The organism is Paenibacillus sp. RS8, from assembly GCF_041956825.1.
Lineage (GTDB): Bacteria > Bacillota > Bacilli > Paenibacillales > Paenibacillaceae > Paenibacillus_AQ.
Genome location: NZ_CP168131.1, coordinates 2527900 through 2553626, shown reverse-complemented (window position 1 = coordinate 2553626; position 25727 = coordinate 2527900). Strand labels below are relative to the sequence as shown.

Annotated in this window: 18 protein-coding genes and 1 pseudogene; 7 read left to right on the top strand and 12 right to left on the bottom strand. The window is 43.2% G+C overall.

What is annotated here, in order from left to right:
- Nucleotides 1-76: 76 nt before the first annotated feature.
- The 4 genes and pseudogenes from ACDZ28_RS12750 to ACDZ28_RS12735 all read right to left on the bottom strand — a co-directional run bounded on the left by ACDZ28_RS12750 (nt 77) and on the right by ACDZ28_RS12735 (nt 4820).
- Nucleotides 77-1063: a phosphotransferase gene (locus ACDZ28_RS12750; RefSeq protein WP_375104847.1), complete on the bottom strand. Its 987-nt coding sequence runs from the start codon at nt 1061-1063 to the stop codon at nt 77-79.
- Between the two features lie 81 nt (nt 1064-1144).
- A pseudogene (locus tag ACDZ28_RS12745) lies at nt 1145-1504 on the bottom strand (GNAT family N-acetyltransferase); the annotation flags it as partial.
- 90 nt (nt 1505-1594) lie between these two features.
- Nucleotides 1595-2569 carry a phosphotransferase enzyme family protein gene (locus ACDZ28_RS12740; RefSeq protein WP_076119810.1) on the bottom strand — a complete coding sequence of 325 codons (975 nt, stop codon included), beginning with the start codon at nt 2567-2569 and terminating at the stop codon, nt 1595-1597.
- Between the two features lie 199 nt (nt 2570-2768).
- Nucleotides 2769-4820: a beta-galactosidase gene (locus tag ACDZ28_RS12735; protein WP_375104846.1), complete on the bottom strand. Its 2052-nt coding sequence runs from the start codon at nt 4818-4820 to the stop codon at nt 2769-2771.
- A 170-nt stretch (nt 4821-4990) separates the two neighbouring features.
- On the opposite strand from ACDZ28_RS12735, the gene ACDZ28_RS12730 reads away from it, so the two are divergent.
- The gene (locus ACDZ28_RS12730) at nt 4991-5824 is read left to right on the top strand and encodes an AraC family transcriptional regulator (protein WP_052414455.1); all 834 of its coding nucleotides are present in this window, start codon (nt 4991-4993) and stop codon (nt 5822-5824) included.
- A 76-nt stretch (nt 5825-5900) separates the two neighbouring features.
- Here the strand turns inward: ACDZ28_RS12730 and ACDZ28_RS12725 are convergent, their stop codons facing one another.
- The 3 genes from ACDZ28_RS12725 to ACDZ28_RS12715 form a co-directional block, all read right to left on the bottom strand.
- On the bottom strand, nt 5901-6884 hold the full coding sequence (locus ACDZ28_RS12725; RefSeq protein ID WP_375104845.1) for an alpha/beta fold hydrolase: 984 nt from the start codon (nt 6882-6884) through the stop codon (nt 5901-5903).
- Nucleotides 6885-7081: 197 nt separating this feature from the next.
- Nucleotides 7082-9235 carry an alpha-galactosidase gene (locus tag ACDZ28_RS12720; RefSeq protein WP_375104844.1) on the bottom strand — a complete coding sequence of 718 codons (2154 nt, stop codon included), beginning with the start codon at nt 9233-9235 and terminating at the stop codon, nt 7082-7084.
- A gap of 25 nt (nt 9236-9260) precedes the next feature.
- Nucleotides 9261-11813: a glycoside hydrolase family 2 protein gene (locus ACDZ28_RS12715; RefSeq protein ID WP_375104843.1), complete on the bottom strand. Its 2553-nt coding sequence runs from the start codon at nt 11811-11813 to the stop codon at nt 9261-9263.
- 380 nt (nt 11814-12193) lie between these two features.
- On the opposite strand from ACDZ28_RS12715, the gene ACDZ28_RS12710 reads away from it, so the two are divergent.
- The 6 genes from ACDZ28_RS12710 (at nt 12194) to ACDZ28_RS12685 (ending at nt 19532) form a co-directional block, all read left to right on the top strand.
- Nucleotides 12194-13546, top strand: a complete 1353-nt coding sequence (locus ACDZ28_RS12710; RefSeq protein ID WP_042124283.1) for an ABC transporter substrate-binding protein — start codon at nt 12194-12196, stop codon at nt 13544-13546.
- A 118-nt stretch (nt 13547-13664) separates the two neighbouring features.
- Nucleotides 13665-14558 carry a carbohydrate ABC transporter permease gene (locus tag ACDZ28_RS12705; RefSeq protein WP_042124281.1) on the top strand — a complete coding sequence of 298 codons (894 nt, stop codon included), beginning with the start codon at nt 13665-13667 and terminating at the stop codon, nt 14556-14558.
- Nucleotides 14559-14560: 2 nt separating this feature from the next.
- Entirely contained in the window at nt 14561-15394 is an 834-nt protein-coding gene (locus ACDZ28_RS12700; protein WP_042124279.1) for a carbohydrate ABC transporter permease, read from the top strand.
- 30 nt (nt 15395-15424) lie between these two features.
- Nucleotides 15425-17278 carry a sensor histidine kinase gene (locus tag ACDZ28_RS12695; RefSeq protein ID WP_339289301.1) on the top strand — a complete coding sequence of 618 codons (1854 nt, stop codon included), beginning with the start codon at nt 15425-15427 and terminating at the stop codon, nt 17276-17278.
- Nucleotides 17279-18778, top strand: a complete 1500-nt coding sequence (locus ACDZ28_RS12690) for a response regulator (RefSeq protein WP_339289300.1) — start codon at nt 17279-17281, stop codon at nt 18776-18778.
- Nucleotides 18750-19532 carry a spermidine synthase gene (locus ACDZ28_RS12685; protein ID WP_375104842.1) on the top strand — a complete coding sequence of 261 codons (783 nt, stop codon included), beginning with the start codon at nt 18750-18752 and terminating at the stop codon, nt 19530-19532. The genes ACDZ28_RS12690 and ACDZ28_RS12685 overlap by 29 nt, the downstream gene beginning before the upstream one ends.
- 81 nt (nt 19533-19613) lie before the next feature.
- Here the strand turns inward: ACDZ28_RS12685 and ACDZ28_RS12680 are convergent, their stop codons facing one another.
- The 5 genes from ACDZ28_RS12680 to ACDZ28_RS12660 form a co-directional block, all read right to left on the bottom strand.
- Entirely contained in the window at nt 19614-20501 is an 888-nt protein-coding gene (locus tag ACDZ28_RS12680; RefSeq protein ID WP_076121418.1) for a sugar phosphate isomerase/epimerase, read from the bottom strand.
- Nucleotides 20502-20539: 38 nt separating this feature from the next.
- Complete coding sequence (locus ACDZ28_RS12675; RefSeq protein ID WP_197069744.1) at nt 20540-21568, bottom strand: LacI family DNA-binding transcriptional regulator; 1029 nt, start codon at nt 21566-21568, stop codon at nt 20540-20542.
- A gap of 68 nt (nt 21569-21636) precedes the next feature.
- Complete coding sequence (locus tag ACDZ28_RS12670) at nt 21637-23217, bottom strand: DUF3502 domain-containing protein (RefSeq protein ID WP_339268871.1); 1581 nt, start codon at nt 23215-23217, stop codon at nt 21637-21639.
- 77 nt (nt 23218-23294) lie between these two features.
- Nucleotides 23295-24191 (bottom strand): carbohydrate ABC transporter permease, encoded by an 897-nt coding sequence (locus ACDZ28_RS12665; RefSeq protein ID WP_339289297.1) that lies wholly within the window; start codon nt 24189-24191, stop codon nt 23295-23297.
- 28 nt (nt 24192-24219) lie between these two features.
- Entirely contained in the window at nt 24220-25155 is a 936-nt protein-coding gene (locus ACDZ28_RS12660) for a sugar ABC transporter permease (protein WP_231574041.1), read from the bottom strand.
- Nucleotides 25156-25727 lie beyond the last annotated feature (572 nt).

Below are 25727 nucleotides of genomic sequence, written 5' to 3'. Positions count from 1 at the left end.
GGATAATAATAGAAACAGCGACGGTCATGGACGTGGAAAAGCAAGCCCTAGACTGTCGCTGCTAATTATGGACATTTTAAATATTTCCTAACAAAGAGGACATATTTTTTTGATTTTCTGCGAGCCAAATCATTTCCTTCGCAAAGCGAGCTGGCGGTATACTATGTTGATCCTTGTTAGCATTAATCCACCATGTACTTTCCATATACCACAACAACTGTAATGAATGCGTTAAATAGCCCTCTATCACTTCACGTTCCTCACTGTACCCTTCCATAAACGCCGAAGCCAGAGAGACATCTAAATCATCATCTAAAGCACAAGACATAACAGCACGAGCTACATCAAGCTGCGGATAGTCATATTTTAGTCGATCAAAATCTAGAATTGCAGATAGTCCATTATCATTAAATAAAAGATTATCTACCCAAAGGTCACGATGTGCCCATCCTGTTTGAAGTAGTTCGAGTAGTTCTATATTCATTTCTTCTGTAGCTTTTATTTGAGCTTCTATATCAGCAAGTAGCAGAGGTTTACCAATTCCCTTACACTCATGCCAAACTACATTCCAATGTGCTAAACGCGCCTCCCGGCTTGGGGGATTAAATTGCGGACTGTTATTCATACCAAGTGTCCCGTCATTTAACAATCGATGCATTTTTCCTGTTGCTCGACCTAAATCGTATATTTGATGGATATTAGTTTTACCTGGTGACATTATTTTTCCTTGGCAATATGCCATCACTATGAAACGTTCTCCATTACCAGATTCAAGAAAAATATTTTCGTTCTGTGTTAACACTTTGGGGCATGCTAGACCTTGATCATATAATCTAATCTGTTGAGAGAGTGCTAACAATAGCTCCTCTGGGTTATATAATTTATATCTTTCTTTGTTATATTGTTTAAATAAAAATTCCCCTGCATCCGTCGTAACTTTCCACTTTAAATTTAACCAGCCTCGTTTTATTGAAGTAGTCTCTATTACATTCAGACCGAAACTTTGATGAAATGTTTTTATTAGGTCTTCCAGGATCATTTCCTCTGTGAATATAGTCTCCATTGGGTCAACTCCTATATTTAGAGTGTATAAGTTTTTATTCCTTATGGAGACCTATATAACCTCTTGAATAAATCTGTGTTTTGTAAATAGAACTTCTGAAGCATATCCTCTTCCCCAAAATGCTCTAGCAATATCATATCCAATCTCTGCTTTTTCATTTTCAAAATCTAAGAAATTATACCCACAAGAACCTATGATTTCATTGGATTCCTTTTCAATTACGGAGAAACGAATAGCTTTGTTATCTCGAGAAAATTCATCAAGCAGTAGTATCATCTCTTTTACCTGACTTTCATCAGTAAAGCAATCAACATTCATGAACTTGGTAACCTCTGGATCAGACCACACTTTAAACAAACTTGGCGAATCCGAAACCTTCATTTTTCTTAAATGTAATCGTTCTGTGTGTAACTCTGTAGTTAACATTATTTTTACCTCCATTAAATTTTAATAGTTGGTTTAAAAATAATGATCTCTGCGCATAGTTCAGTCCCTTCATTTATCATTCCCTATTAGAGTATCACATCATCTCTAAAACGAATAATATACCTCTTTCCCCTTAAGAAAATCCTGACATAAGGTGCTGCATATTTTGGAGGCGTGCTCTTTGATCCAGCCGTTCCTCTCAGAATCATGAATAAAAAATACGTAACTAATAAAAATATCCATAAATATTTGTCCTTCAATGTACCGAATCTCATTAAGCGAAAAGCTAGATTTAGAAGCATAACCCTCCAAAAGCGTTTTTCGGAGCTCACTTTTCAGCATAGAAGATGCAGAGCCCAAATCAAACAAGTAATATCCATAACCAAATAAGCAATAATCTATTAAGATCGGGTTTTGTTCTGACACAACGACATTCCCCAGCTGAAAATCAGCATGAATGAATCCCCATGAGTTCTCCCTAGCGTCTAGTTCTGCTAACTGCTCTTTTACTACGAGTAGAACGCTACGAATAACATCGTAATCCTCCTGATTAAGGGCTCCATTGTCTGCTCCCTTTCCAAGTTCTATTAAAGTTTCATCAATCTTTTTGACGTTATATACAGGTCTATGTAACTCCAAGGGCATTAGCGTTCGTGAGAATTCATGTAAACTGGCAAGATTTCTACCTAATCTATAAACAATCTTTTCAATGTTGTCTTCATCTTGGGTAAGCGTAAAGCCTTCAATCCATTCTAAAAGCGTTGCCAAGCTGGTACCGAATCGCTCCGAACTATATTCAGTAACCATCTGCCCCTTCTGATTTACAACCGGTCTTTGAACTTTCAGTATGTTCTTCTGATCGATTTCCCGCAGAAAAAACATTTCGGACTGCAATCCATCTCGAGTATGTTGTAAGCCTGAGAACCCTTCCGATATTGGTTTATGTATACGTAATAAGTACTTCTTGTTATCCAGCTGGTTGGTCACTTTAAATGTAATATTCTCATTATGTCTAATGAATTCAATGATTGGATCAATAAACGAATACTGCAACAATACTTTCTCAGCTTCAATAATCACAAGACTTCCCTCCTTTGAATCTAGAATATCCTTTATATTGTACCTGTTGTTCGTTGTATTTTGTTGGAATAAATAACTATATTTAAACTCTCTCTTTGATGACTCTTATAAAAAAATAGAGGTACATATTAGTTTCCTAATACGTAACTCTATTTATTACATTAGCTTTTATTCATTGCATTAGCTTTTATTCATTGCATTAATGCAAAATCAATACACCAAACCCTTCCAAAGTAACCTCACCCGATAATGTTGTTCCGCTCAGTAAATCCGTTTTGGTCTCATGTAGATGTATGGAGGCAGGCGTCTCACTATAGTTAAGTAAAAAAGTATAACTGGAATTAGCCGCGCTACGAATTTGCAGCTCTACTTCTGCTGGAAGCTCGATCCACTCTGCTGGCGACTGCAGACCGATTTGATCAATGATTATAGACGCTGCTTGTTCATTAAAGACTGCTCCGTGATACCAAACTTCGCCTTTGCCGCGATGATTTCTCGTAACCGCCGGTTTTCCCGCGTAATAGTCCGAGGCATAAACCGCCATGACTTCGGCCGAATCATCCTCAATTCGGAGAATATCATTAAAATCATCTGCCCCAGTGACCACTTCGGTCACACCTGACCAGCTAATCGTTGTTGGTTGACGACTGCCTTTAACCATTGTGAATTCTTCGACTGTGATCCCGCATAGATCCCTGGCAGCACCTGGGAACGGACGCATATAACATTGACCGCGTTCATCCTTATAACCGGTTCTACATCCGAAGATCAGTTTTCCACCTTGCTGAACATATTCATCCAGTAGTGACGCTGTCTCATCTGTCATGATCGCAGGGTGAGGATAGATAAGCACATCATATCGTGCGAGTTCTTCCAGCGTTGTCTTTTTGCGTAAATAGAATACGTCATTCGGGATATGCTTCCGCTGGAGCGCCTTGTACCACTCCTTGTTGCTCTTCCACATAAACGGACCATGCCACACATCGTATTCTCCATCCCACTCATTATCATAATCACGAACGATAGCAACGTTAGCCTGATTACGAGTGCCTATAAGTGCTTGACCTGCCGACGCCAACTCTTGTCCGATCTGTCCCGCTTCCCGTACTCTTCGGTTCGGCTGATTATGATAGTCGTTAATGCCATGCCAATAGATTTCATTACCCATCGTAGCTGTCCGCCAGCGGAAATACAGCACCATATCGGCGCCATGAGCGATCGATTGATAAGTCCATAACCGCATCTGTCCCGGCTTCGGAGAAGGCATATCCATCCGGTTCACCCAGCCACCCGGCCCCGATTGCTGCTCCATAATACAGAAATTCGGAGAAATCGAACGGACAACAGATAACGACAGCCCCCAGCCTCTATCATTCAGCGGATTCCGCTCATTCGGGTCATTAGAAATAGTAGAGAACTGCGGATAAGAATCATAGCTGAAAAAATCCAGCAGCTCATCCGTCATTTCATGGCTATCGAGATGCCCGAACAGACCATTCGTGGTTACCCATTGTTTTGGAGCATGTTTACGAATGATATCCGCTTGGTTTTTGGCAAAAGAGATCGTATTGTCCGATATAAACCGTTTTTCATCCAAAGCCTGATGGGGATTAGGCTGCTTAGATACTGGAGTAGGCCGTGGAAGATAGACCTGAGACCAGTCACTGTAGCTTTGATTCCAAAAAACAGCTCCCCAAGCCTCGTTCAAATGCTCAAGCGTAACATATTTCTGCTGCAGCCATTCCCGAAAAGCCTTATGGTCACTCTCGGAGTAAAATTCACTAATTTCGCAGTTGAGCTCATTATCAATTTGCCAGCCGACTACACCTGGATGATTGCCGTAATGTTTAACCATCTGTTCCGTAATCCTTGCACACAGCTCCCGATATATGGGGCTACTGTAATTATAATGACGGCGCATGCCATGCTGAAGGGTAACACCTTCATACGTCACGTTCAATACTTCTGGATACTTATGGGTCAGCCAAGCTGGAGGGGTAGCCGTCGGAGTTCCGAGAACAACCTGCAGACCATTTTCATGAGCTAAATCAATCGCCCGATCAAAGAGTCCGAACTGGAATTCACCCTCAGCAGGTTCAAAAATTGACCAAGCAAATTCCCCCATCCGAATGATCGTGAAGCCCAGTTCCCGCATCCGTCGATAATCGTCCTCCCACAGGCTTTCTGACCAGTGTTCCGGATAATAGCAGACGCCAAGCTCGAATTTTTCTGTTGCGACAGGTTTCTTCATGATTACCTCCAAAGTATTAAAAATATGCTTTCAGTATTTTATAATTCTATTGTAGTATCAGTGATAAGAAGGCTTATATAACAAAATTTTGCGATCGTATAACAATCTTGCGTTAATTACCTTAATCCAACTAGCGCTCTGCAGCGCGATAGAAATGGGTGCTGTCAATCATGAAGAAACAATGGTATTTGCCGACACCGGCTTTTTCAAAATATGTCTGCTATCCTGAATTTTTGGGGCACTACACTCACTTTCCACAGCATACTGAGAGAAGAAGTGAAGGGTTTCTGGGAAGCTATAACCTGCATTTAATCTTTGGTGGGGAAGGTTATGTATTCCATGAGGGTGAACGTATTCCGATGAGCAGAGGACGAGGTTTTCTTTACCCTAAAGGTGCTTATCAGCAGTATGGGTCTGATCCCGGAGAGCCTTGGGATGTTCGTTGGGTTCATTTTAGTACTGAAATTGTACTCCCCTTATTAGAAGAAGTGGACCAGTCACGTGCATACCTGTTCACTTTTGATTTAGAGGCCAAGCTGGACGAGCTGTTCGAGGAAATGTACTTGCTGAGCGCTTCCTATGTAACACGTAGTGAGCCAAGACTATCCGCGCTACTCTATGAGCTTCTAGTGAAATTGCTGCAGAACTCGGAACCGCTTCACGGCTCCGTCCCCCACGAGGTCAGGCAGTCTATCCGCAGTGCCGCAGATATCATACACGTCGAATGTGCCCGCCCTTGGTCACTGGAGTCAATGGCAAGACTAACCGGGTATAGCAGTTATCATTTTCTGCGGCTGTTCCGAATGGTTATGGGTAAAACCCCAAACCGTTATTTAACGGATTGCCGACTGGCTAGAGCCAAACTTCTACTGGTTTCTACCGGACTCTCCATTGCTCAGGTTGCGATACAATCCGGCTTTTCCCAGTCCAGCTATTTTATTAAAGTGTTCAGAACGTTTGAGGGAATGTCTCCCGTAAAGTACCGTCAGGCTTTTGGATCATAATGCTTAAACGATGAACAAGAAAAAACCGAACGACAATCAGAGATAATCCTGAAGTACGTTCGGCTCAACGGTATATTTATTTAATCTCTTTCATAAATGATCTGAAGTTTTCTACGATCTCTTTTGCTTTCGTACGATATAAATAATGTCCTTCTTCAAAGGTTATCACTTTTCCATCTACAGAGTCTTTCACTTGATTTACATGCTCTGGTAACCATCTATCCGTTACTGGATGATTCGCTTGTACAAATAAGATTAGAGGAAGATTTTTGGGAAACGATAAATTTTCAGCTCCTTTAAAATTAGTATACATACTTCCGGCTTCATTTAATTGGGTAGGATTATATATGTTTTGGCGATTAATCAATCTCATTTGTTCTTTTGTTGTATCATCAAATGGCAGTTCAGCAATGGGGTCAGCACTTAGTTTCATTTGCAATCTGATGAGACCTGATTTTTTGAGTAGATTTAAAGCTCTCAATGCCGAGGCTTCAATCTTCCGCTCACTTAGCGATGGAACGCTGCTATCGAGCCCGACAAATGCACTCACTTCATTTTCATATTTGTTAACATAATCTATTCCGTAAAGGCCAGAAATGGAGTGACCCATTAGAATATAACGGTCAATATGAAGACCCTGTAGAGCTTCATGAATTTCACTTACAATATTCTCTGTGCTGCGCTCCTTTTTGGTCAGATCACTTAATCCATATCCAAAAGGCTCAATCACGACAACTTTGTAAAAGGGGGATAGCTCATCTATTAATGCTTTAAAATCAAGAGCTGGTGCTGCTGTGCCATAGCCCGGTAGAAGCACGACTGTTTCTTCGCCATCCCCTTGAATCAAAACATTCATGTTCTTCCCATCTACAGGTACTAGCTGACCATAAGGTTCTATTCTTCTTTGTTCCGATTTGTTGCTGATCAGATTAACGGTATACACAATGGCGAGAAACAGCACGATGGCAATGATTATTGCTCCTAATATTTTAACTAGAATATTTAGTATCTTGCTTGTTCTCGTGCTTACCTTCGTTGTTATCGCTTCTCTTATTTTCACTCGTATCTTCTCCTGTCATCCTCTGTGTATTGGACTGCCCTAAACCACTGTTAAGCTAAGGCTAACCAATGAAGATGTACTCCCCATGACGTCATCATGAACGGAATATGAACAGACAAAAATAAATACTTATATACCCATACAAAAAGCAAGCCAAGAGCCGGGCTCATGGCTTGCTACCTTTTGAAATAAACGGTCTATTCCTGCACCTTCAATTTAAAGCATCCGCTGACAAAATCCTGCTGGATATCCGGCAGAGCCAGTCCGACCTGCATTAGCCGGTCGCCGCCGTAGACCTCACCGCTTGCCTCCAGAGTATAATTCAGCTCCGGATTCAAGCCATTCAGCTTCAAGCTGCGGCGTGGCGGATGCGGCACAGCCATTACCCGGAAGTAATAAATGAGTGCCTCATGTTGATCGTCTGAGACGAACATCCATGCCGTCTCGTTACCCTCGAACGGGCTTTGCAGACGATACAGATTGCCCTGCTGAACAAGACTGCGGATCTGTTTATAGTTCGCAACCTGTTCCTTCACAAGCTCCTTCTCTTCGTCTGTAAACTTCGTAAGATCCAGCTCGTAACCAAAATTACCGGACATAGCTACATCTCCACGAAAGGAAAGCGGGGTGATCCGTCCTACCTGATGATTCGGTACGGCAGACACATGCGCGCCTATCGAACTAACCGGATATACCAGACTTGTTCCATATTGAATCTTTAGCCGTTCCACAGCATCGGTATCATCACTGGTCCAGGTCTGCGGCATGTAATGCAGCGTACCCGGGTCGAAGCGTCCACCACCACTACAGCAGCTCTCGAACAGGATATGTGGAAACTCTGAAGTGATTCGCTCCAATAGCTCATACAGACCAAGGACATAACGATGTGCAGTCTCCCCTTGGCGTTCAGGGGGTAACTCTGCAGAGCCAATCTCCGTTAAACAACGGTTCATATCCCATTTCACATAGCTAATGGGCACCGTCGAGAAAATTCGGGATAATGACTCATAAATGTACTGGCGCACATCTTCCCGTGTATAGTCCAGCACCAGTTGCCAGCGTGCTTCGCTGCGGCGGCGTCCCGGCACATGCAGACACCAGTCGGGATGCTTACGATAGAGGTCGCTGTCTGGCGAGATCATTTCCGGCTCGAACCAGAGGCCAAACTGCAAACCTAGATGGTTCACACGCTGGGCAACATCAGACAATCCGCCTGGAAGCTTGCGTAGATCCTCCACCCAGTCTCCGAGAGAGGAATTGTCAGCGTCTCTTTTGCCAAACCAGCCATCATCCAGCACGAATAGCTCGATCCCAAGCTTCGCGCCTTCGGCCGCAATGGACTCCAGTTTGTCCGCATTGAAGTTAAAATAGGTAGCTTCCCAATTGTTGACCAGAATAGGCCGTTCCTTATCTCTAAATACCCCTCTGCATAAACGGGTCCGGTACAAACGGTGATAGGTTCTCGACATTTCCCCGATCCCCTCAGATGAATACACCATAACTACTTCTGGGGTCTGGAATTGTTCTCCCGGCTCCAGTAGCCATGAGAAATCAAAAGCGTTAAGCCCCATCGTAAACCTTGTCATCCCGAAGGAATCGACCTCTGCCTCAGCTTCAAAGCCTCCGCTATACACAAGACTGAAGCCGTAGGCCTCTCCATGATTTTCATCCGTTTCAGGTTTCACCAGCGCTGCAAATGGATTAAACTGATGACTGCTCATCCCTCTGCGGCTCCCAATGGTCGTCCCCCCTTGCACCAGACGTCTGCGAGTCAGATTACCTTCTCTTGACCAGGCCCCTGCCAAATAGATCATATCCATTTCGCCAGACGAGAAATCGACACTGGCACTCAGTGCACGTTGTAATTGGAGCTGGGCATCTCCACCATTTGTGAACTCCACAGAGCGGGTAATCACGTTAGAATCCTCATATATGGTATATCGTAAAATAACAGTTAGCTTGGCATAATCATCCTTGAGCGTAAGCTCCAGCGTCTGTGCTTCTTGGTCGGACTCCACATATACTGAAGGCAGCCCAGCAAGTGCTGGTTTCCCCTTCATGACCCGGTATCCACTGTATTTCAATTCCGTGATACGAGTGCCATCTTCAAGCCGAACTTGATAAGCAGGTGTTCTGAAATCTCCCGTGCCATATTGTGGGTATTCCTGCGGGAGTCGGTCAAGCCCCGTATTTCCTCCCAGATTCAACAGCCCTTCCAAATTACTGTCACTCCGTAGCTTCTTGCCCCAATACACATGTGCCGGATAATCATTGATAAGCTGAAGAATATAACTCATTCCTGCACTTTGTAAATGGAAAAGCCCCTGATCTTCCTGAATTAAAATCCCCATGCGCTAGTCCTTCTCTCCTTAAGATTTACAATAAATCTTCGCTAACAAAATCAACCATCGATTGAACCTTTAGTCCCTTAGGAACGGCCGGAGTCCAGTCTCTTCCGTCCTTGCCGCGCTGAGAGAATACTATCGTCTTGGACTGTCCTGGGAGAAGATCAAAGAAGTTGTCGGAGAATATACCTTCATCCTCTGAGATCAGGTATACGCCCCTAGCCAATACATCACTTGTCACAGTGAAGCTTAAACCACCGCTATCCGGAGTTTCCTTTATCGTAATCACTGAATGCCGCAACGGAATTTCTGTTTCCGGGACAAAATAATGTACCTTGCGATCTATCACCTGTCCATCAGCCTGCAAGCTAATCTCTAACACTACCTCGTCTGATCCATGACCTTCTAGCAATTCCACCACAGGAGACGAGAATACAATAGCCGTAGAATCGGCTCCGAGCTCAACCGGATGTGTCCACTCTCGTAGCACCGAACCGTCAAACTTATACAGCCTAAGCATCAGCTCAGCAGTTATTGCTCTTCTTAAGTCAGAAACGACATGAACGTCAATCCGCTCACGGTCCGTACCATCAATAGACAACAAGACATCCTTGAAGCTTGAGCGTACAGTATATTGCAAAGCTTTCCAGCGCCCGTTGTAATCCATACCCGCCCAAGAAGCAACCGGCCAGCAATCATTCATCTGCCAATATAAAGTGCCCATACAATAAGGTTTATTTCTTCTATGACTTTCAATCGCAATTCGGATCGCTTCAGCTTGCAGAATTTGACTCATATATAGAAATGCTTTGAAATCCTTCGGCTGCGGCAGATACATATCCATATATTCTTTGATCAGCAGATTACCGCGGCCATTCTTCTGATGAGCCAGCATCACCTTTGAAGTAAGCTCCAAATCCTGCTCTTCGGCATAACTCATTACGGTTTTCAGTTCCGGGAACGACTGGAAGCCATACTCACTCATAAAGCGGCCAACCTTTGTATTATAATTCTCAAAAGGCTCAATTCCGTGCCACACGCCCCAGTAATGAACATCCCCATCCCCCGCCATCCGCGTCGCATGCTGATCCATATTGCCCGTCAGATCCCGCAGCGGCGAAGACGGCCAATAGTCTACTCCTGGATGGAAAGCGGTAACAGCCTCCGGCAGAATATGGTGGAATATTTTCTCATAATCAGCCCACATGCTCGCTCTATGTTCAGCATCGATTTTTTCTTTCCAGCCCCAGCCCATATTTTCCTCGAACTGTGACCAGGCCGAATCAATCTCGTTATTGCCACACCATAAGGCGATGCAGGGATGATTGCGCAATCTTTTGACGTTATACTCCGCTTCTTTCTTCACATTTGCAAGGAACGCCTCGTCCCCCGGATACATGCTGCAAGCAAACATAAAATCCTGCCAGACCAGCAGACCATATTCATCACAAAGCTTATAAAAAATCTCCTCTTCATAAAAACCGCCGCCCCATACGCGCAGCATATTCATGTTTGATTCTACCGCCGTGACAATTTCATGCCGATACCGCTCCTCGGTAACTTCTGTGATGAAGCTGTCATTTGGAATATGGTTAGCACCTTTAGCAAAGACCGGCACACCATTCAGCGCGAAAGAAAATGAAGTTCCCTTGGCACCGCGTTCCCGAATCAATTGAATACTGCGCAGTCCGGTTCTTACACTTTTGCTAATTATAGCTTCCTTACCCTGCAACAAATCGGCTTGGAAAGTATATAAATGAGGCTCGCCTAGCCCTCTACACCACCAGAGCTGCGGCTGATCTATCACGATATCCATCTCTACTTGCTGTTTGCCACCCTCTAATGTAACTGTTCGCATCCATTCTAAGCCATCGGCGCTTATGCGCAGCATTCCCTGCCAAGCAGTAGGAGCATCCACTTCAATAATTGCGGTCAGTCGAGCTTCTTCCTTGGTGATCACATTTTGACGGATATAGAGATCTGTGATTTGAACTTCGTCACGTCCCTCAAGGGAGGCTTCACGCCATATGCCACTGGTCAAGAAACGCGGGCCCCAGTCCCAGCCGTAATGATAAGGAGCTTTGCGGGCAAAAACACTAATCCGCTGTTCATCCAGCCCCCCAAGCTCGGATTGATCATTCGGTGCAGGCAACGTATACCCCAGCTTTGCTAGTTTAGGCAAATCCTCTTTGACTACAGAGCGGAACCTCACTCTAATATTGTTCTCACCAATCTTCAGCTGATCTTTGACATCCACTCTCCACGCCAAAAACATATTATCTGCAGCGAGTACATGTACATTATTCACATAAACATCAGCATAGGTATCAAGACCTTCAAAGATCAGCTCCGTGCAAGAAAGCCCCGACCACTCTTCACCAAGCTGCAAAGTCGTTTGATATTCCCAATCCTTCTTATCAATCCACTGTAGATTATGTTCATTCATTCCATAGAAGGGATCCTCAATTTTTCCGTTCTTCAGTAAATCCGTATGGACCGTGCCTGGCACAGTAGCTGGAAGCCACTCCTCATCTCCGCAACCTCTAAATTCCCACTTTGCAAGCTTCATCTCTAGCTGTTTCATTTTATCCTCCTAAAAGTTTTGTATAGCATACACTTCTTTGAACGACTTCGTACAAAACTCACTTCGAAAGCATTTGCTAAAAGTTTTGTATAGCATACACTTCTTTGAACGACTTCGTACAAAACTCGCTTCGAAAGCAGCAGCTTAAGTTTTGTAAGCCTATTCATCTTTCAAAATAGCATACCTCTTCTAGCATTTCATTGAAGTCAATTGATATTCTTTGTATTTTGTTATCCATTCGTTAGGTATGCACTAATTATAATCGCTCAAACAAAACAAATAAAGACAATAAATAATAATACAATACATTTCTAAACGCTTTATTTAAAGCTATAATGTTCATGTAAACGCTAACAAAATAATGAAAAGGGGATTAAGTTATGAGAAATAAGTTATTTTCGTTATCTTTTGTTATGATCATGGTTTTATCATCAACGCTTGCTGGCTGCGGCTCGAACAACGGCAACAGTACAAATAACGGGGCTTCCGCAACAGATAAGCCCGCAGCAACGAATACAGAAAATACAAGTGGTGATTCAACAAACACCGCAACAGCTGAGCCTGCAGCGGGAGCTGATATTAGCGGAAAAATCACCTTCCTGACCAACAGAACAGACATGATTGGCAAAGAATACGACGAATATTTAAAGCGCTTTAATGAGAAATACCCGAATATTAAAGTCGAATTCGAAGCTTCTCAAACCGACTATAATCAACAAGCTAAAGTCAGAATGGCCAGCGGCGAGCTTCCAGACGTTATGTTCGTGCCTACCATCCCTAACTCCGACCTGCCGAAATACTTCGCTTCACTGGATGATCTTGGCCTGAACGATCAAATCACCTTTAAAGACTTTAAATCCTTTGATGGCAAGCTGTACGGAATTACCACAGGGAACTCTACATCCGGGATTGTTTATAACAAAAAAGCATTTGCCGATGCCGGTATCACAGAAACACCAAAGACTTGGGATGAATTTTTGGCTGCCTGCGAGAAGCTGAAAGAAAAAGGTGTCATTCCACTGGCTTCTAACTTCAAAGATAAATGGCCGCTTGGTACATGGGCTTATGATACGCCACGCCTGATTGCAGGTAATCCTGACTTCCCTAACGAGAAATTGAACACAGAAACACCATTCACGATGGATAACGGCTATGGGAAAGCGTTTAGTCTGCTGAGAGAGCTCAATGAAAAAGGCTATCTGGAAAAAGACATCAACTCTACTAACTGGGAGCAATCGAAAAAAGACATCGCTTCCGGCAAGTTCGCCATGTACTATCTCGGAAACTGGGTTATTAACCAAGTTATTGGAGTCGGAGCTCCTTCAGACAATGTTGGCTTCTTCCCGTTGCCTTATGATAATTCGGGCAAACCATCTGCTACCCTCAGCCCTGACTTCTTCTATGCTGTCGCCAAAAACAGTAAAAACTTAGAGGCAGCAAAAGCTTTTGTAAAATGGATGATTGAGGATTCGGGATATGAGGATTTCGCGGGCTTTATCTCTCCATTAAAAGGAAAAGAGTCTAATCTGGCTCAGCTAAAAGAATTCCAAGCTACTGGAGTAGAGCTTATAGAAGGAACTGTCGATGATGCGAAGGTTACAGAGATCGGCAATAAGGCACAGCTGGATCTTCCAGCTGTAGTTCAAGAATTCGTGCTTGCTAAGGACCCACAATCTGTAATAGACAAGTGGAACAAGGCTTGGGCAAAAGCCAAGAAAGACCTCGGCTATTAATTAAGGCATCTTTTCACTCATGAAATAGAAGTACACTACGGCGCAAAATGGATTATCGCCCTTACGGATAATCCATTTTGCCTTTCCATATCAAGCTTTTATGAAAGAAGGGCTAGCGATGTTCGGAACACTTTCCTATAACAAACAGAAAATGATAATCATCGTATCATTCCTCACGATCCCATTGTTGCTCCTTGCGACGTTTACGTATTATCCAGCGCTTAAGCTGATCTATTACAGCTTTACCAACTGGGATGGCTATAGCCCTGAGAAACCTTGGGTTGGTCTTGCTAATTACCGCGAGGTCTTCTCTAATCCTGATATTTTCAAAGTATTTACACATAACTTTGCTTATTTCGCTATGGGAATTATTCAGAACATTGTCGCCATTTATTTTGCAGTTGTTTTGAATAGTAAACTCAAAGGTAAAAATGCATTCCGAATCTTACTTTTCCTTCCTTACATCATGAACGGGGTTGCCGTTGCTTTTATGTTTGGTTATGTCTTTGACACTACTAACGGCTCATTGAACATGTTCCTGAATAGCATCGGTCTAACCGGACTAGGACAGACCAGCTGGCTCGGAACAGAAGGTCTGGTCAACTACTCTCTGGCGTCCACAGGATTTTGGCGTTTCATGGGCTATAACATGGTCATCTACATCGCCTCTTTGCAGGCCATACCAAACGATATCTATGAAGCCTCAAAGATCGATGGTGCCGGACCTTTTCAGACGCTTTGGAGAATCACTTTACCCAATATGAAGCCAGTCATCCAGCTTAACTTATTTCTCACCGTCACCGGGGCACTGGAAGTATTCGATCTCCCCTTCGTACTGACCAAGGGCGGCCCTGCAGGTGCCAGCGAAACTTACGTTCAGAAAGTTGTAGATACTGCATTTGCTTACAACAACTATGGTCTCGCTTCTGCCATGAGTATTATCCTGCTCTTCTTTGTCGTTATCGTACTGTTAATTCAACAACTAGTTCTTAGCCGGGGAGGAGACAAATAGACATGACACACTCCAAGTTTCGCTTCACAGACTTCATTAAATACTTCTCGCTAATAATCGGCGTATTTGTCGTACTCTTTCCTCCTTATGTTGTTATCGTAAACGCCTTCAAATCAACTGATGAATTCAACAGCAGTAGCTCCATGGCGTTGCCGACAAGCTTTTTAAACTTTGATAATTTCATTGCAGTCTTCCAGCGTGGGGGTCTACTTAACGGCTTTGGTAACGTGTTAATTATTATTGCTATTACTTTAATTCTGAACATTCTATTTGGAACTATGGTAGCATTTGTACTGGGACGCTTCTCTTTTAAATTAAAACCTGTTGTCTTCGGTGCTTATTTAATAGCCACTATTATTCCAAGCATCACGACACAAGTAGCGACTTTTGGTATCATCAAAAGCATGGGGCTTTATAACACGCTCGGCGCACCTATCGTGCTCTACATCGGAGCAGATGTGATTCAAATTATTCTTTATTTGCAATTTATCCGTAATATTCCCGTAGATCTCGATGAGAATGCGATGGTTGAAGGCGCATCTCTTTTCAAAATCTATCGCTCGATTATTTTCCCATTATTGACGCCGGCTACAGCTACTTTGATTATCTTGAAGACGATTAGTATTTATAATGACATGTACATCCCTTATCTATATATGCCAAAACAAAGCCTGGGCGTAGTTACGACGATACTGATGCGTTTTCAGGGGGTCAATTCAGGAGAGTGGAATTTGATCTGTGCGGCCATTCTACTTATCTTACTTCCAACAATAATTCTATATTTCTTCCTACAACGTTATATCTTTGAAGGCGTAACCAGCGGTGCAGTTAAATAAGGCAGCTCACTTTAAGAAAGGACAACGCAAATGGTATCATTCATCCGGCTAGTCTTACGTAAAATGTGGTTGTTCCTTGCCAATCTTCCGATGGAGCGGAAACTGATCGTCGTATTTATCTTTTTGATCTCGCTTCCAATCACTTATGTTAGTTATTTGTCCTCCCGCTCCATGTTCAATTCTGTTCTTGTGAATGCAACGGAAAGCGCGAACCAAATGACATCGAACGCCTCTGATACCATTGACCGTTATGTCGCCGATCTAAAAAGATATACTGCGCTGCCGCTGTATAATACCGATGTACAATTCTACCTTACTCAGCAAAATACCGACTGGGATAAAAATACTGGCATGGCGATGTTCCTGAGCTACTTGAAGCATACGAAGGAAGAGATCATCGCCGTGTACATGGTGGATCAATACGGTTCTGTTTTTTATGATAGAGTCCCAGGAATCCACGAGCTATATCCTGAGGAACGATTAGCTGAGTGGAGGACCTTAAGTGAAGAAGCTGGGGCCGCTCCTGTCATTCAAGGCAAACATACGATTCGTGTAAACTCCAATCTCCATAGAGAGGTTATCAGTGTACTTCGTACCATTAATTCTGTAAGCACGCTAGATAATATAGGAATTCTCGTATTTGATGTAGACATCAACTTGTTTAAGGGGATCATCGATCCCGTAAATGCGGTAACGCAAGGCAATACACTAATTGTAGATAATAACGGAGAACTGATCTATGCAGGTGAAGAGTCCGCAGACTCGATGCAAGCTGGCGAGGAGCAAAGTCTGAACACGCAGCTTTTGCTGCAGCATGTGAATCAGCAACAGGATCATTTTCAAATAGAAATCAATGGCCAGTCTTATCTTGCAGTGTATACCGTTTCGAAACAGACAGGTTGGACGACAATGGTTACGATTCCTTTGGCCCGTATCCTGTCACCTGTACAAAAGAATCGCAATGCTCTTATATTGACTACACTGATCATTATTGCTTTTGCACTTTGTGTTGCGACGATTATCTCACATGCGCTGACCAAACCTCTTAAATCTTTAGTCCGTCTAATGAAACGGGTACAGCACGGTAATCTGGATGTCTGGCAGCACTCCAAATACAATGATGAGATCGGTATGCTCGGCAGTCATTTTAATCGAATGATCATAAGGGTCAAGGATCTGCTGCAGGAAGTATCCCTCACCGAGAAGCGTAAGCAGAAGGCTGATATGAGAGCACTTCAGAACCAGATCAATCCACATTTTATTTATAATACGCTGGAGTCTATCCGTATGCTGGCAGAGAGTAATGATGACCCACGTGTAGCGAAGCTTACCTATTTGCTTGGACTTCAGATGCGTTACAGTATTGTCCGAAGCGAAGAAGACGTTACGATCAGACAAGAGCTGGATCATGTACGAAATTATTATCATCTGCTGCAAATCCGGTTCCCAGATAAGTTTAGTCTAGACATTGATGTGCCCGAGAAATTTTTACATCTTCCTGTAATCAAGCTTGTCTTTCAGCCGATTGTGGAGAACGCGGTCTTTCATGGCTTGGATCAAAAAGTAGGGCTCGGCACCTTGCGCATCACCGCATGGAGTGAGCATGGAAAAGTCGTATTCTGTGTAGAAGATGATGGGATCGGGATGGATGAAGCTACCCTTCGATCCTTAAATAATAGTCTGCAAAATGGGACTGAAAGTGAAATGTTCGGAATTGGTCTACGAAATGTGAATGAGAGAATCCGCCTGCATTACGGCAGCTCATTCGGGCTCCTTGTAGAGAGTACGCTCGGAGTGGGTACTCGTGTTACGCTACGCATTGAGGACATTACCTTCACTACGCATAGTGAAGATGACATGAATTACGGAGAGGAGATGCTCTGATTGCTGCGAATTGCAATTGTTGACGATGAAATCCTGATCCGCGAAGGTCTAGCCCGAATGATCAGCAAAGAAAACACTGAATTCCTGGTCATCGGCACCTACTCCGATGGGAAACACTTGCTTGACGAGTTACCTTCACTTCAACTTGATGTTGTGATTACTGATATTCGTATGCCGCAAATCAACGGCTTGGAATTAATTAAACAGTTAAAAACCAGTCACCCTCAAATCCGCTCCATTCTGATGAGTGGATTTGTTGAATTTAATTATGCCAGAGAAGCCATACGCAGCTCTGCAGTAGACTACTTATTAAAGCCGATCGATAAGGAGCAACTATTCGAGCTGCTTTATCAATTGGAGGAAGAGCAACAGTTCTCTCGTGACAAGGAGGTACGTCACCGTTCTGGTCTCTTGCTGACCCTACTTCAAGTCGATGAGCCCCCTTCCCCCTTGCTGTTGTCGAGTCTTATCTTGCCCCAGCCTTATTTCTCGGTCTTTGTGTTCAAAGGAAGACCCCGAGAGACCGTCTGTTTCTGTGTAGACAGTCTGAGGCAAGAGAGGACATTTAGCATCGACAGCTTAGAGATTCAGAATGGTCTGCACGTCTGTATCCTGTATTCTACGAAGCCACTCTCAAACAGCGATTGGAATGACATGGGTGACAGGATCCGTATCTCTGCCAATGGTATGATATTGCATATAGGTGCTAGCCGTTCATATAATGATACCACCAAGCTTAGACAAGCATATCTAGATGCTAAGTTAGCCTGCAGTGTCGGTATTTATAATCCAGATCGACTGCATTATGTGAATATTCAGGACATTCGACAGCCTGAGATAAATATTCTAGAGCCTTTTAATGCGATCAAGGAACCCTTAATCCATGATCTGCAGATTCTAAATATGGAGGGTGCCTTAGAACGTGTGCATAGCTTATTCTCAGTACTGAGATCACAACAAGCTGCGCCCGATCAAATTCTCCGTGTCTGTGGATGGGTTATTGAATCTGCGCAGAAAGAACTGCAAGAATTCGAGACCCTCTACAAAGATGCTCGCACTTTCGGGCTGGATGAAAGCATCGCGTCCAGTATGAGCTTCAGTGAAATTGAGCGTGGTTTCACCGACCAATTCTCTAGCATTCTGTTTGAGATCAGAGCCCATCGCCTAGAGATGTCCGGTACAGCTGTAGAAACCATAAAGCGCTGGATATCAGCCAACTATAATCAACATGCCGATCTAAATACCTTGGCGAATATGGTTTTTTTGACACCAAGCTATCTAAGTAAGCTGTTCAAACAAGAGACTGGACTTACTTTAACGGACTACATCACGGAAATTCGGCTACGTAAAGCCAAGCATCTGCTTAAGAATGCCCCTGATCTAAAGATTCACGAGATTGGTGCAGAAGTTGGATATGGCGATCCAGCCTACTTCAATAAGCTTTTTAAACGTGTAGTCGGTGTTACACCCAATGAATATAAACGAATTTCTATCGTATAAGGAGATTGATCACTTGCAGTCACAGCTTCACACGAGTAGCGATAATCATGAAACAATCACCGTCTATGACACAACAGAACTATATGGTGAAAAAGGTATGTTCCGCGTCATGCAGTTTTCCAATCAGGCCATTCAAGGTGCAATGGATCTCAATCACCCGGAACGAGTTGTGTTTGAATATCCGCGAGCCATTATTCACTTGATGGAAATTAACGCTCCCTTTTTCGAGGATGCCTTTCTTATTGGTCATGGGATTGGAACGATTGCTGGGTATTTTCTAGACAAAAGATTCAAAGTAGCTGAGGTGGACAGTGAAGTAGTCGAATTAAGCCGCCGCTATTTCGGATACACACAAGATAACGTAGTGATCGGTGACGGACGTCAGATCCTTGAAGGTGAGGAACACCAGAAATATGATTACATTATCTTGGACGCTTTCACCGCCGCAGGTACACCGAGACATTTAATCTCCAGTGAATTTTTCAGCATCGCGTATTCAAAACTGAATGCCGAAGGGTATCTCCTTATGAATCTTATGGGAAAAGGAGAAAATGACCCTCACATTAACGCGATTCATACCACGCTTGCGGAAGAATTCACCTATATCAAATCCTTTGCGCTGGCTTCAGAAGGGGCTGCGGATATCAAAAACATCATTATTATAGGTGGATTTAAGCCGATTCGCTTTCAAGCTCGCCACATGGCAGGCTTTAATGAAATCCAGATTGGGCAAGGATATCTTATTCGGGATTAAAGTATATATTAAAAATGACCTCATCCTCCACTTCATTGTGGATGTTGAGGTCATTTTTGGGCTGTTACTATCTGATATCCTTTACACCGGATTAGGGACAAAACTGCCACCTCGGCAATACTTCAGATAATTTAGCGCATGCACTTGTCCAGTCATTTCTAACTCACCTTGATAGACAGGATCATGCCAGCCTTCAATATCAATAGTTCCCTTATAGCCGGCTTGGCGCAGAATCGTGATGATATCCACCCAATTCGTATCTCCAAAGCCAGGTGTCCGATCCCACACATAAGACTTAGGTCCGTGAATCCCATATTCCTTGACGATATCCCAAGCAATGGTGGCATCCTTGCCATGTACGTGGAATACCTTATCCACCCATTTTCGTAGCTGCGGAATCGGATCAATGAGACCGATCAGCTGGTGGCACGGTTCCCATTCCAAACCCAAATTATCTGCTGGAACCGCATTGAACATCTTCTCCCAGGCTGAAGGATTATGAGCAATGTTCCACTCTCCGGCCTGCCAATTTCCACCCATAGAGCAATTTTCAAAAGCAATTCTTAAGCCACGATCGGCTGCTCTTTTGGACAATTCACTAAACACCTCTGCAAATCTCGGAATCGACTCGTCAATCGAAGAACCTGGAAGACGTCCGGTGAATCCGCCGATAATATCTGTGCCGAATAAATGCGCATGATCAATCAGCCGCTCCCAGCTGGCGAGTGTGTCAGCGTTGTCGCCTGTTCCTGAAAGTGGATTGCCATAAATCCCAACAGAAGAGATGACAAAATCATGTTCAGCAGCCAGTTCCCTGAGTCGTGCAGCTGTTTCTACAAGATTAGTTTCACCGGTGGTCTGCCAAAAGTTCAAGTTAAAGGACTCAAACCCATGCTGAACAATTTGCGGAATAACGGCGACGGCCTCCCCGCCACGAACTAGAGTACCTATTCTTAATGTGTCTTGCATTTGGGTTACCACTCCAATGATAGCGTTTATAGTCAGTATTATACCTTAAGTGTTTTGAGCATCTTGCAAGAGCCTCGTTTGAGCAATACCGCATCGTAGACAATATGCTGATGGCCTGATCGTCCAGAAATAAGATCAAACAGGACGCCCACGCTAGATAAGGCCATTTCTGTACCCGGTTGGCTGATCGTATCGAGTGAAGGATGAAAATATTCAGCCATCTCAATTCCGTCAAAGCCAATGATTGAAATATCATCCGGGATAGACAACCCCGCGGTAAGTACAGCTTTGGCAGCACCGATAGCAATCGTGTCAGAAGCCGCAAATATTGCGGTTACTCCCTTATTCCTTTTAAGCAGTCTTCGTGCTGCATCAAATCCCGAGCTAGGACTGTATTCACAATCCTCTACCAGCTGTGGATCATAAGGCAGATTATGTTCTTCCAGTGCTTTCTTGTAGCCCAAATATCGCCGGTTCCCTGTAGTTTCATCCAGCAGTGGGGACTTGGCTAGAAAACCAATATTCTCATGCCCAAGTGAGATCAAATAATTGGTGGCTTTATATGCTTCTTTCAATTCATTAATGGTGACACTAGAAAAGATATCCGGGTCTACCTCTTGCGTGGAGGTGATCGTCGTCAGTACAAACGGAACCGTCAGCTGCTTGAATTTCTCTTCGGAATGATTGTAGGTTCCCCCCATGAAGATGATCCCGCATAGATTTTTTTCTTTGATCAGCTGAATCGCCGCATTGATTTCATCCGTACCGTCCTCTACCTGATGAATAAGGAAAGGATAACCTCGCAGATTAGCCTGGCGCTCGATTTCTTTGATCATATTGGAGAAGAACGGATTCGTAATCCCCTTGACCATAAGTGCAATGTTCTTAGACTCCGTAGTTTTTAAATTTCTTGCATTCGAATTGGGAATGTAATTATATTCCTTTACAACATTTAGAACCTTTTCCCGTGTAGCCTTGCTCACCAGCCCCTTGTTGTTGATGACCCTGGAAACCGTCGAGATGCCCACACCGGAAATCCGCGCGATATCCTTGATATTTACGTCCACTATACTCCCCCACTTATGAATAAGGGAGCTATATGAAACTATAGCTCCCTCACACCTTTTAACGTTCTTTAGTTCACCGGAACAAACTCAGCCAATTGCTTTTCTACTTCGGCAATAACCTTGTCAATTCCTGCTTTTTTCAGTTGCTCACGGTAATCCGCTACAGCAGCTTTAGGATCTTTGCTTGTTTTACCAAGCATCAATTGAATACCAAGCTGGGAATTCACGTTGGAGATGGAAGCAATTTCTGTAGTTACATTCGCTGGATCGAAAGTAAAGCCGTTGTATGGATCATTGATAGCCACTTTATCCCACTCTGCGAACAGAGAGTTACGGATTGGGTTCTCTGTGTCCGTAGGAACTACGAATTTGTCATTACGAAGTGACCAAGCAGCGAAACCTCCGCCGTCTGTTTTTTCGTTGAAGCCTGCAGGCTGCTTTTTAACTCCATTTTCCATGACATATTGCTTACCTTCAATACCGTTTTGGATGAGGTTGTAGTAGCTTTCGTCAGTCATGAACTTCTCGATTACCATCAAAGAACGCTCTGGATTCTCAGAGTTGACACTAATTACGGTAGAGTTATCAACACCCATTTTACGTTTAATCTTCTTGTTAGCTTCTGCAAAAGTATAGAAATCAGTTTCTACCCCTGGTAGTGCAGTCTTATCCCCGCCATATTGACCGAGCCAGTCCTGAGTATGCGTCAAGTAACCCGCGGAGTTTGCTGCTCTGAAGTTATCCTTGCTTCCAAGTGATGAGGACAGTACATCTTTGCCCCAGTATCCCTTGTCTGCCCATTCACGCATCTTCACAGCCCAATCTTCGAATTCTTGGGTGTAGGCTGGAGAGAACACTGTTTTGTAGTCCTCTGCGCTCTTAGTCACTAAATTGATTTCATTTGTTGAGATCCCTGGTGCATTAAGCCACTGACCAGTAGTATCTACGAGCATTCTGAACATATTTTGTGCATCTTCAGCTTTACCATTAATAGGTGGGAATGATTCATTGGCAACTACATTGTCCATGTATTTAACCATATCGTCGATAGATGCAATTTTTTCCATGCCGTATTTTTTCAGCAAGTCTACACGATAAGCATAACCGCTTGGTGTATATTCGCTATAAAGACTCGGAACACCATAGATTTTACCTTTGACCTTCGTATTTTCCCACACACTTGCTGGAATTTCTGCCTTCAGCTTAGGAGCAACTTTGTCGAGCATGTCAGTAATGTCTACCAACGCACCTTCACTTGCTAATGTATAGTAGTTTACCGGTGCTCCAGGAGAAGCATGTGACAAATCAAATGTTTCACCAGAAGCAAATAGCAATGGATATTTCGTTGCAATATCTGGCCAGTCGATATATTTAATTTCTAAAGTTGTATTGATATCTGCCTTGAGTTTTTTGTTAATCTCAGCTAGAATCGCCTTATTTTGAACACCTTCACTGCCCCACAAGTAGTACGTCAGCTTAGCTTCTTTGGAAGTATCGACTCCTCCTGTATTGTTAGCAGATGTTTCTGGTGATTTAGTAGCTGCTGCATCATTGCTAGAAGCATTGTCTTTGGATGATGAGCAAGCTGTAAGTGCCCCCGTAAGCATTAGGACAGCTAGTAAAGAAGACGCCGTTTTTTTACCTTTCATTAGGTAAACCTCCCTTTTTTTCTGTTAATAATGATTGCTTGATTTATAATAAACGCCCTATGAAAAGGAAACGTCCATTAACCCTTTACTGCCCCGATTGTGAGGCCTGTTACGAAGTAACGCTGCACAAATGGATATAGAAGAATAATAGGTCCAGTAGCTAGCACAGCTGTAGCCATTTTAATGGATTGCGTCGGAAGATCAGCAGTATTGATTACCGCCCCCGAATTGACTAGCGCTCCGAGATTCGCCTGATTGACCATTCGCTGCAAGAAGTATTGAAGCGGATACTTCGTCGGATCGTCGATATACAACATTCCGTTATACCATTCATTCCAAAAGCCCAGTGCCGAGAACAATCCAATTGTTGCTAAGGATGGAACTGCTAGTGGAATGAATATCCGCCAATAGATGCGGAAGTCACCGGCGCCGTCAATTGTAGCGGATTCATATAGAGAATCCGGAATAGCTTTCATAAAGTTACGCATTAGGAAGATGGACCAAGCGCCCACTACACCCGGAAGGATCATGGCGAATAAGCTGTCCTTCATATGAAGATGTTTGACCATCAGGATATACGTTGGAATCAAACCACCGCTGAAAAGCGTTGTAAAGTAAATCATAAAGGAGAAGAAATTACGATATTTGAAATCTTTTCGGTTAAGTACGAACCCAGCCATTGACATCATGAATAGTCCAAGTACCGTACCTACTACGGTGATAAAAATCGTAACCTGATAAGCACTTACTAGTTTGCCAGAGTTATTCAACAGCAATTCATAAGCCTTTAATGAGAATTCCTTTGGCCAGAGCTTATAGCCTTCACGGACAATTTCCTGTTCATTCATGAACGAGGAAGAGATCATTAATGCAAAAGGAAATACACAAAATAGTGCAAAGATTGTAATGCAGAGATAGCTGACCGCTTTAATGAGAATACTGCCAGAATCCTGCTTGATTTTTGATTGTTCCACTGATATCACCCCTATTTCGTTTCTGAATTTAGAATAATGCGCTGTCTGGTTCGACCTTACGAACAATAAAGTTTATCACCAGTACCAGAATCAGACCGAATAAGGATTGATAGAAGCCGACTGCCGCACCCATGGAGAAGTTGAATTGCCCCACTAATGAACGGAAGACATAGGTATCAATGATATCCGTCTGCGGATACAGCACGGAGTTAGTACCAATCAGGTTGTAGAATAGGTCGAAGGAGCCTTTAAGAATGCCACCCAATCCGAACAACAGCAATAGAATAAAAGTAGGCTTCAGAATTGGAAGAGTCATGTAGCGAATCCGCTGCCAGGTCGTAGCCCCATCCATATAGGCCGCCTCATACAAATCATGATTAATTCCTGTGATGGTTGCCAAATAGACAATCATACCGTATCCAGTTCCAGCCCAAATCTTAAAGGCAACAATGATATACTTCCAAATCCCAGGGTCAGAGTAAAATTCATAACGATCTAACCCCAAGCTTACAAACATCGTATTAATAAAACCTGAGTTGAAGTTGAACAAGTTGTAGGCAAATACACCGACGATAACCATTGAGATAAAGTTTGGAAGAAGAATGACGGACTGCGTTATCTTCTTGAACCACTTACCTGCTATTTCAGATAACATAATGGCGAAAACGATTTGAATAATATTCCCCAAGGCAAGAAATACAACATTGTAGAGTAGTGTATTTTTGGTAATATTCCAGAGATCACCGTTTTGAAACAGGAACTCAAAGTTCTTAAGGCCAATGAAATTACTACCGAAAATACCCTTATTGAGCTTGTAATCTACGAATGCGACGTAAGCGCCAGGCATTACCGCATAGTGAAAAATAATAAAGTATAGAATTACAGGCAGCAACATTAGAAAAAGCACTTTGTTCTTAATGACTTCCCGGACAATATTTCCACCCGCAAGCTTAATTCTTGCCAATGAGCCCACCTCCAATTTGAAAAATGCATTTCGTCAGATGCATAACTTAGCTTCCTTTCCTGTCCCGCAACCAGCTTAAAACTGATTGCTCATCCTTTATGATAAGGCGTATCGGATGATATAGAAACGTTTCCATAATTTCTTTGAAACTCCCTGTACGAAAATCATACTCCCTAGATGTATGCGCTGTCAATTCATTTTATTTTTGTTTTTCTAGTAATAAAAATCACATTTTACAACCTAAATATAATGAATCGGCCGATTTCACGAAGATAATTGACTTTTTATGGCCTTCGGACTAAGATCGATATGTATCGTTTATGGAAACGTTTCTATCTGTTCTTTCATAACATGTCAGCCTCTATCTATGACGTCTGACGTTGAACTCCCCGTACCGATCTATTACATGTCTCATCCAATAATATTAATCTGCGTATGCACACGGAACAGGGTATTGAAAGCTATCCTTTACTCGGAATCCTCTCCGGCTTAAAGCAGCGGCGAACAGAAATCGCAAGCGCTTTCTTATTGGTATAGCACATCTAATTGTCACAATAACTATCAATGCGCTC

Excerpts from the sequence above, each read along its gene's own strand:
- ACDZ28_RS12735 (WP_375104846.1), bottom strand. The coding sequence starts at position 4,820 with ATGAAGAAACCTGTCGCAACAGAAAAATTCGAGCTTGGCGTCTGCTAT.
- ACDZ28_RS12705 (WP_042124281.1), top strand. The coding sequence starts at position 13,665 with ATGTTCGGAACACTTTCCTATAACAAACAGAAAATGATAATCATCGTA.
- ACDZ28_RS12715 (WP_375104843.1), bottom strand. The coding sequence starts at position 11,813 with ATGAAACAGCTAGAGATGAAGCTTGCAAAGTGGGAATTTAGAGGTTGC.
- ACDZ28_RS12685 (WP_375104842.1), top strand. The coding sequence starts at position 18,750 with ATGAATATAAACGAATTTCTATCGTATAAGGAGATTGATCACTTGCAG.
- ACDZ28_RS12730 (WP_052414455.1), top strand. The coding sequence starts at position 4,991 with ATGAAGAAACAATGGTATTTGCCGACACCGGCTTTTTCAAAATATGTC.
- ACDZ28_RS12670 (WP_339268871.1), bottom strand. The coding sequence starts at position 23,217 with ATGAAAGGTAAAAAAACGGCGTCTTCTTTACTAGCTGTCCTAATGCTT.
- ACDZ28_RS12680 (WP_076121418.1), bottom strand. The coding sequence starts at position 20,501 with ATGCAAGACACATTAAGAATAGGTACTCTAGTTCGTGGCGGGGAGGCC.
- ACDZ28_RS12695 (WP_339289301.1), top strand. The coding sequence starts at position 15,425 with ATGGTATCATTCATCCGGCTAGTCTTACGTAAAATGTGGTTGTTCCTT.
- ACDZ28_RS12750 (WP_375104847.1), bottom strand. The coding sequence starts at position 1,063 with ATGGAGACTATATTCACAGAGGAAATGATCCTGGAAGACCTAATAAAA.
- ACDZ28_RS12700 (WP_042124279.1), top strand. The coding sequence starts at position 14,561 with ATGACACACTCCAAGTTTCGCTTCACAGACTTCATTAAATACTTCTCG.
- ACDZ28_RS12710 (WP_042124283.1), top strand. The coding sequence starts at position 12,194 with ATGAGAAATAAGTTATTTTCGTTATCTTTTGTTATGATCATGGTTTTA.
- ACDZ28_RS12720 (WP_375104844.1), bottom strand. The coding sequence starts at position 9,235 with ATGGGGATTTTAATTCAGGAAGATCAGGGGCTTTTCCATTTACAAAGT.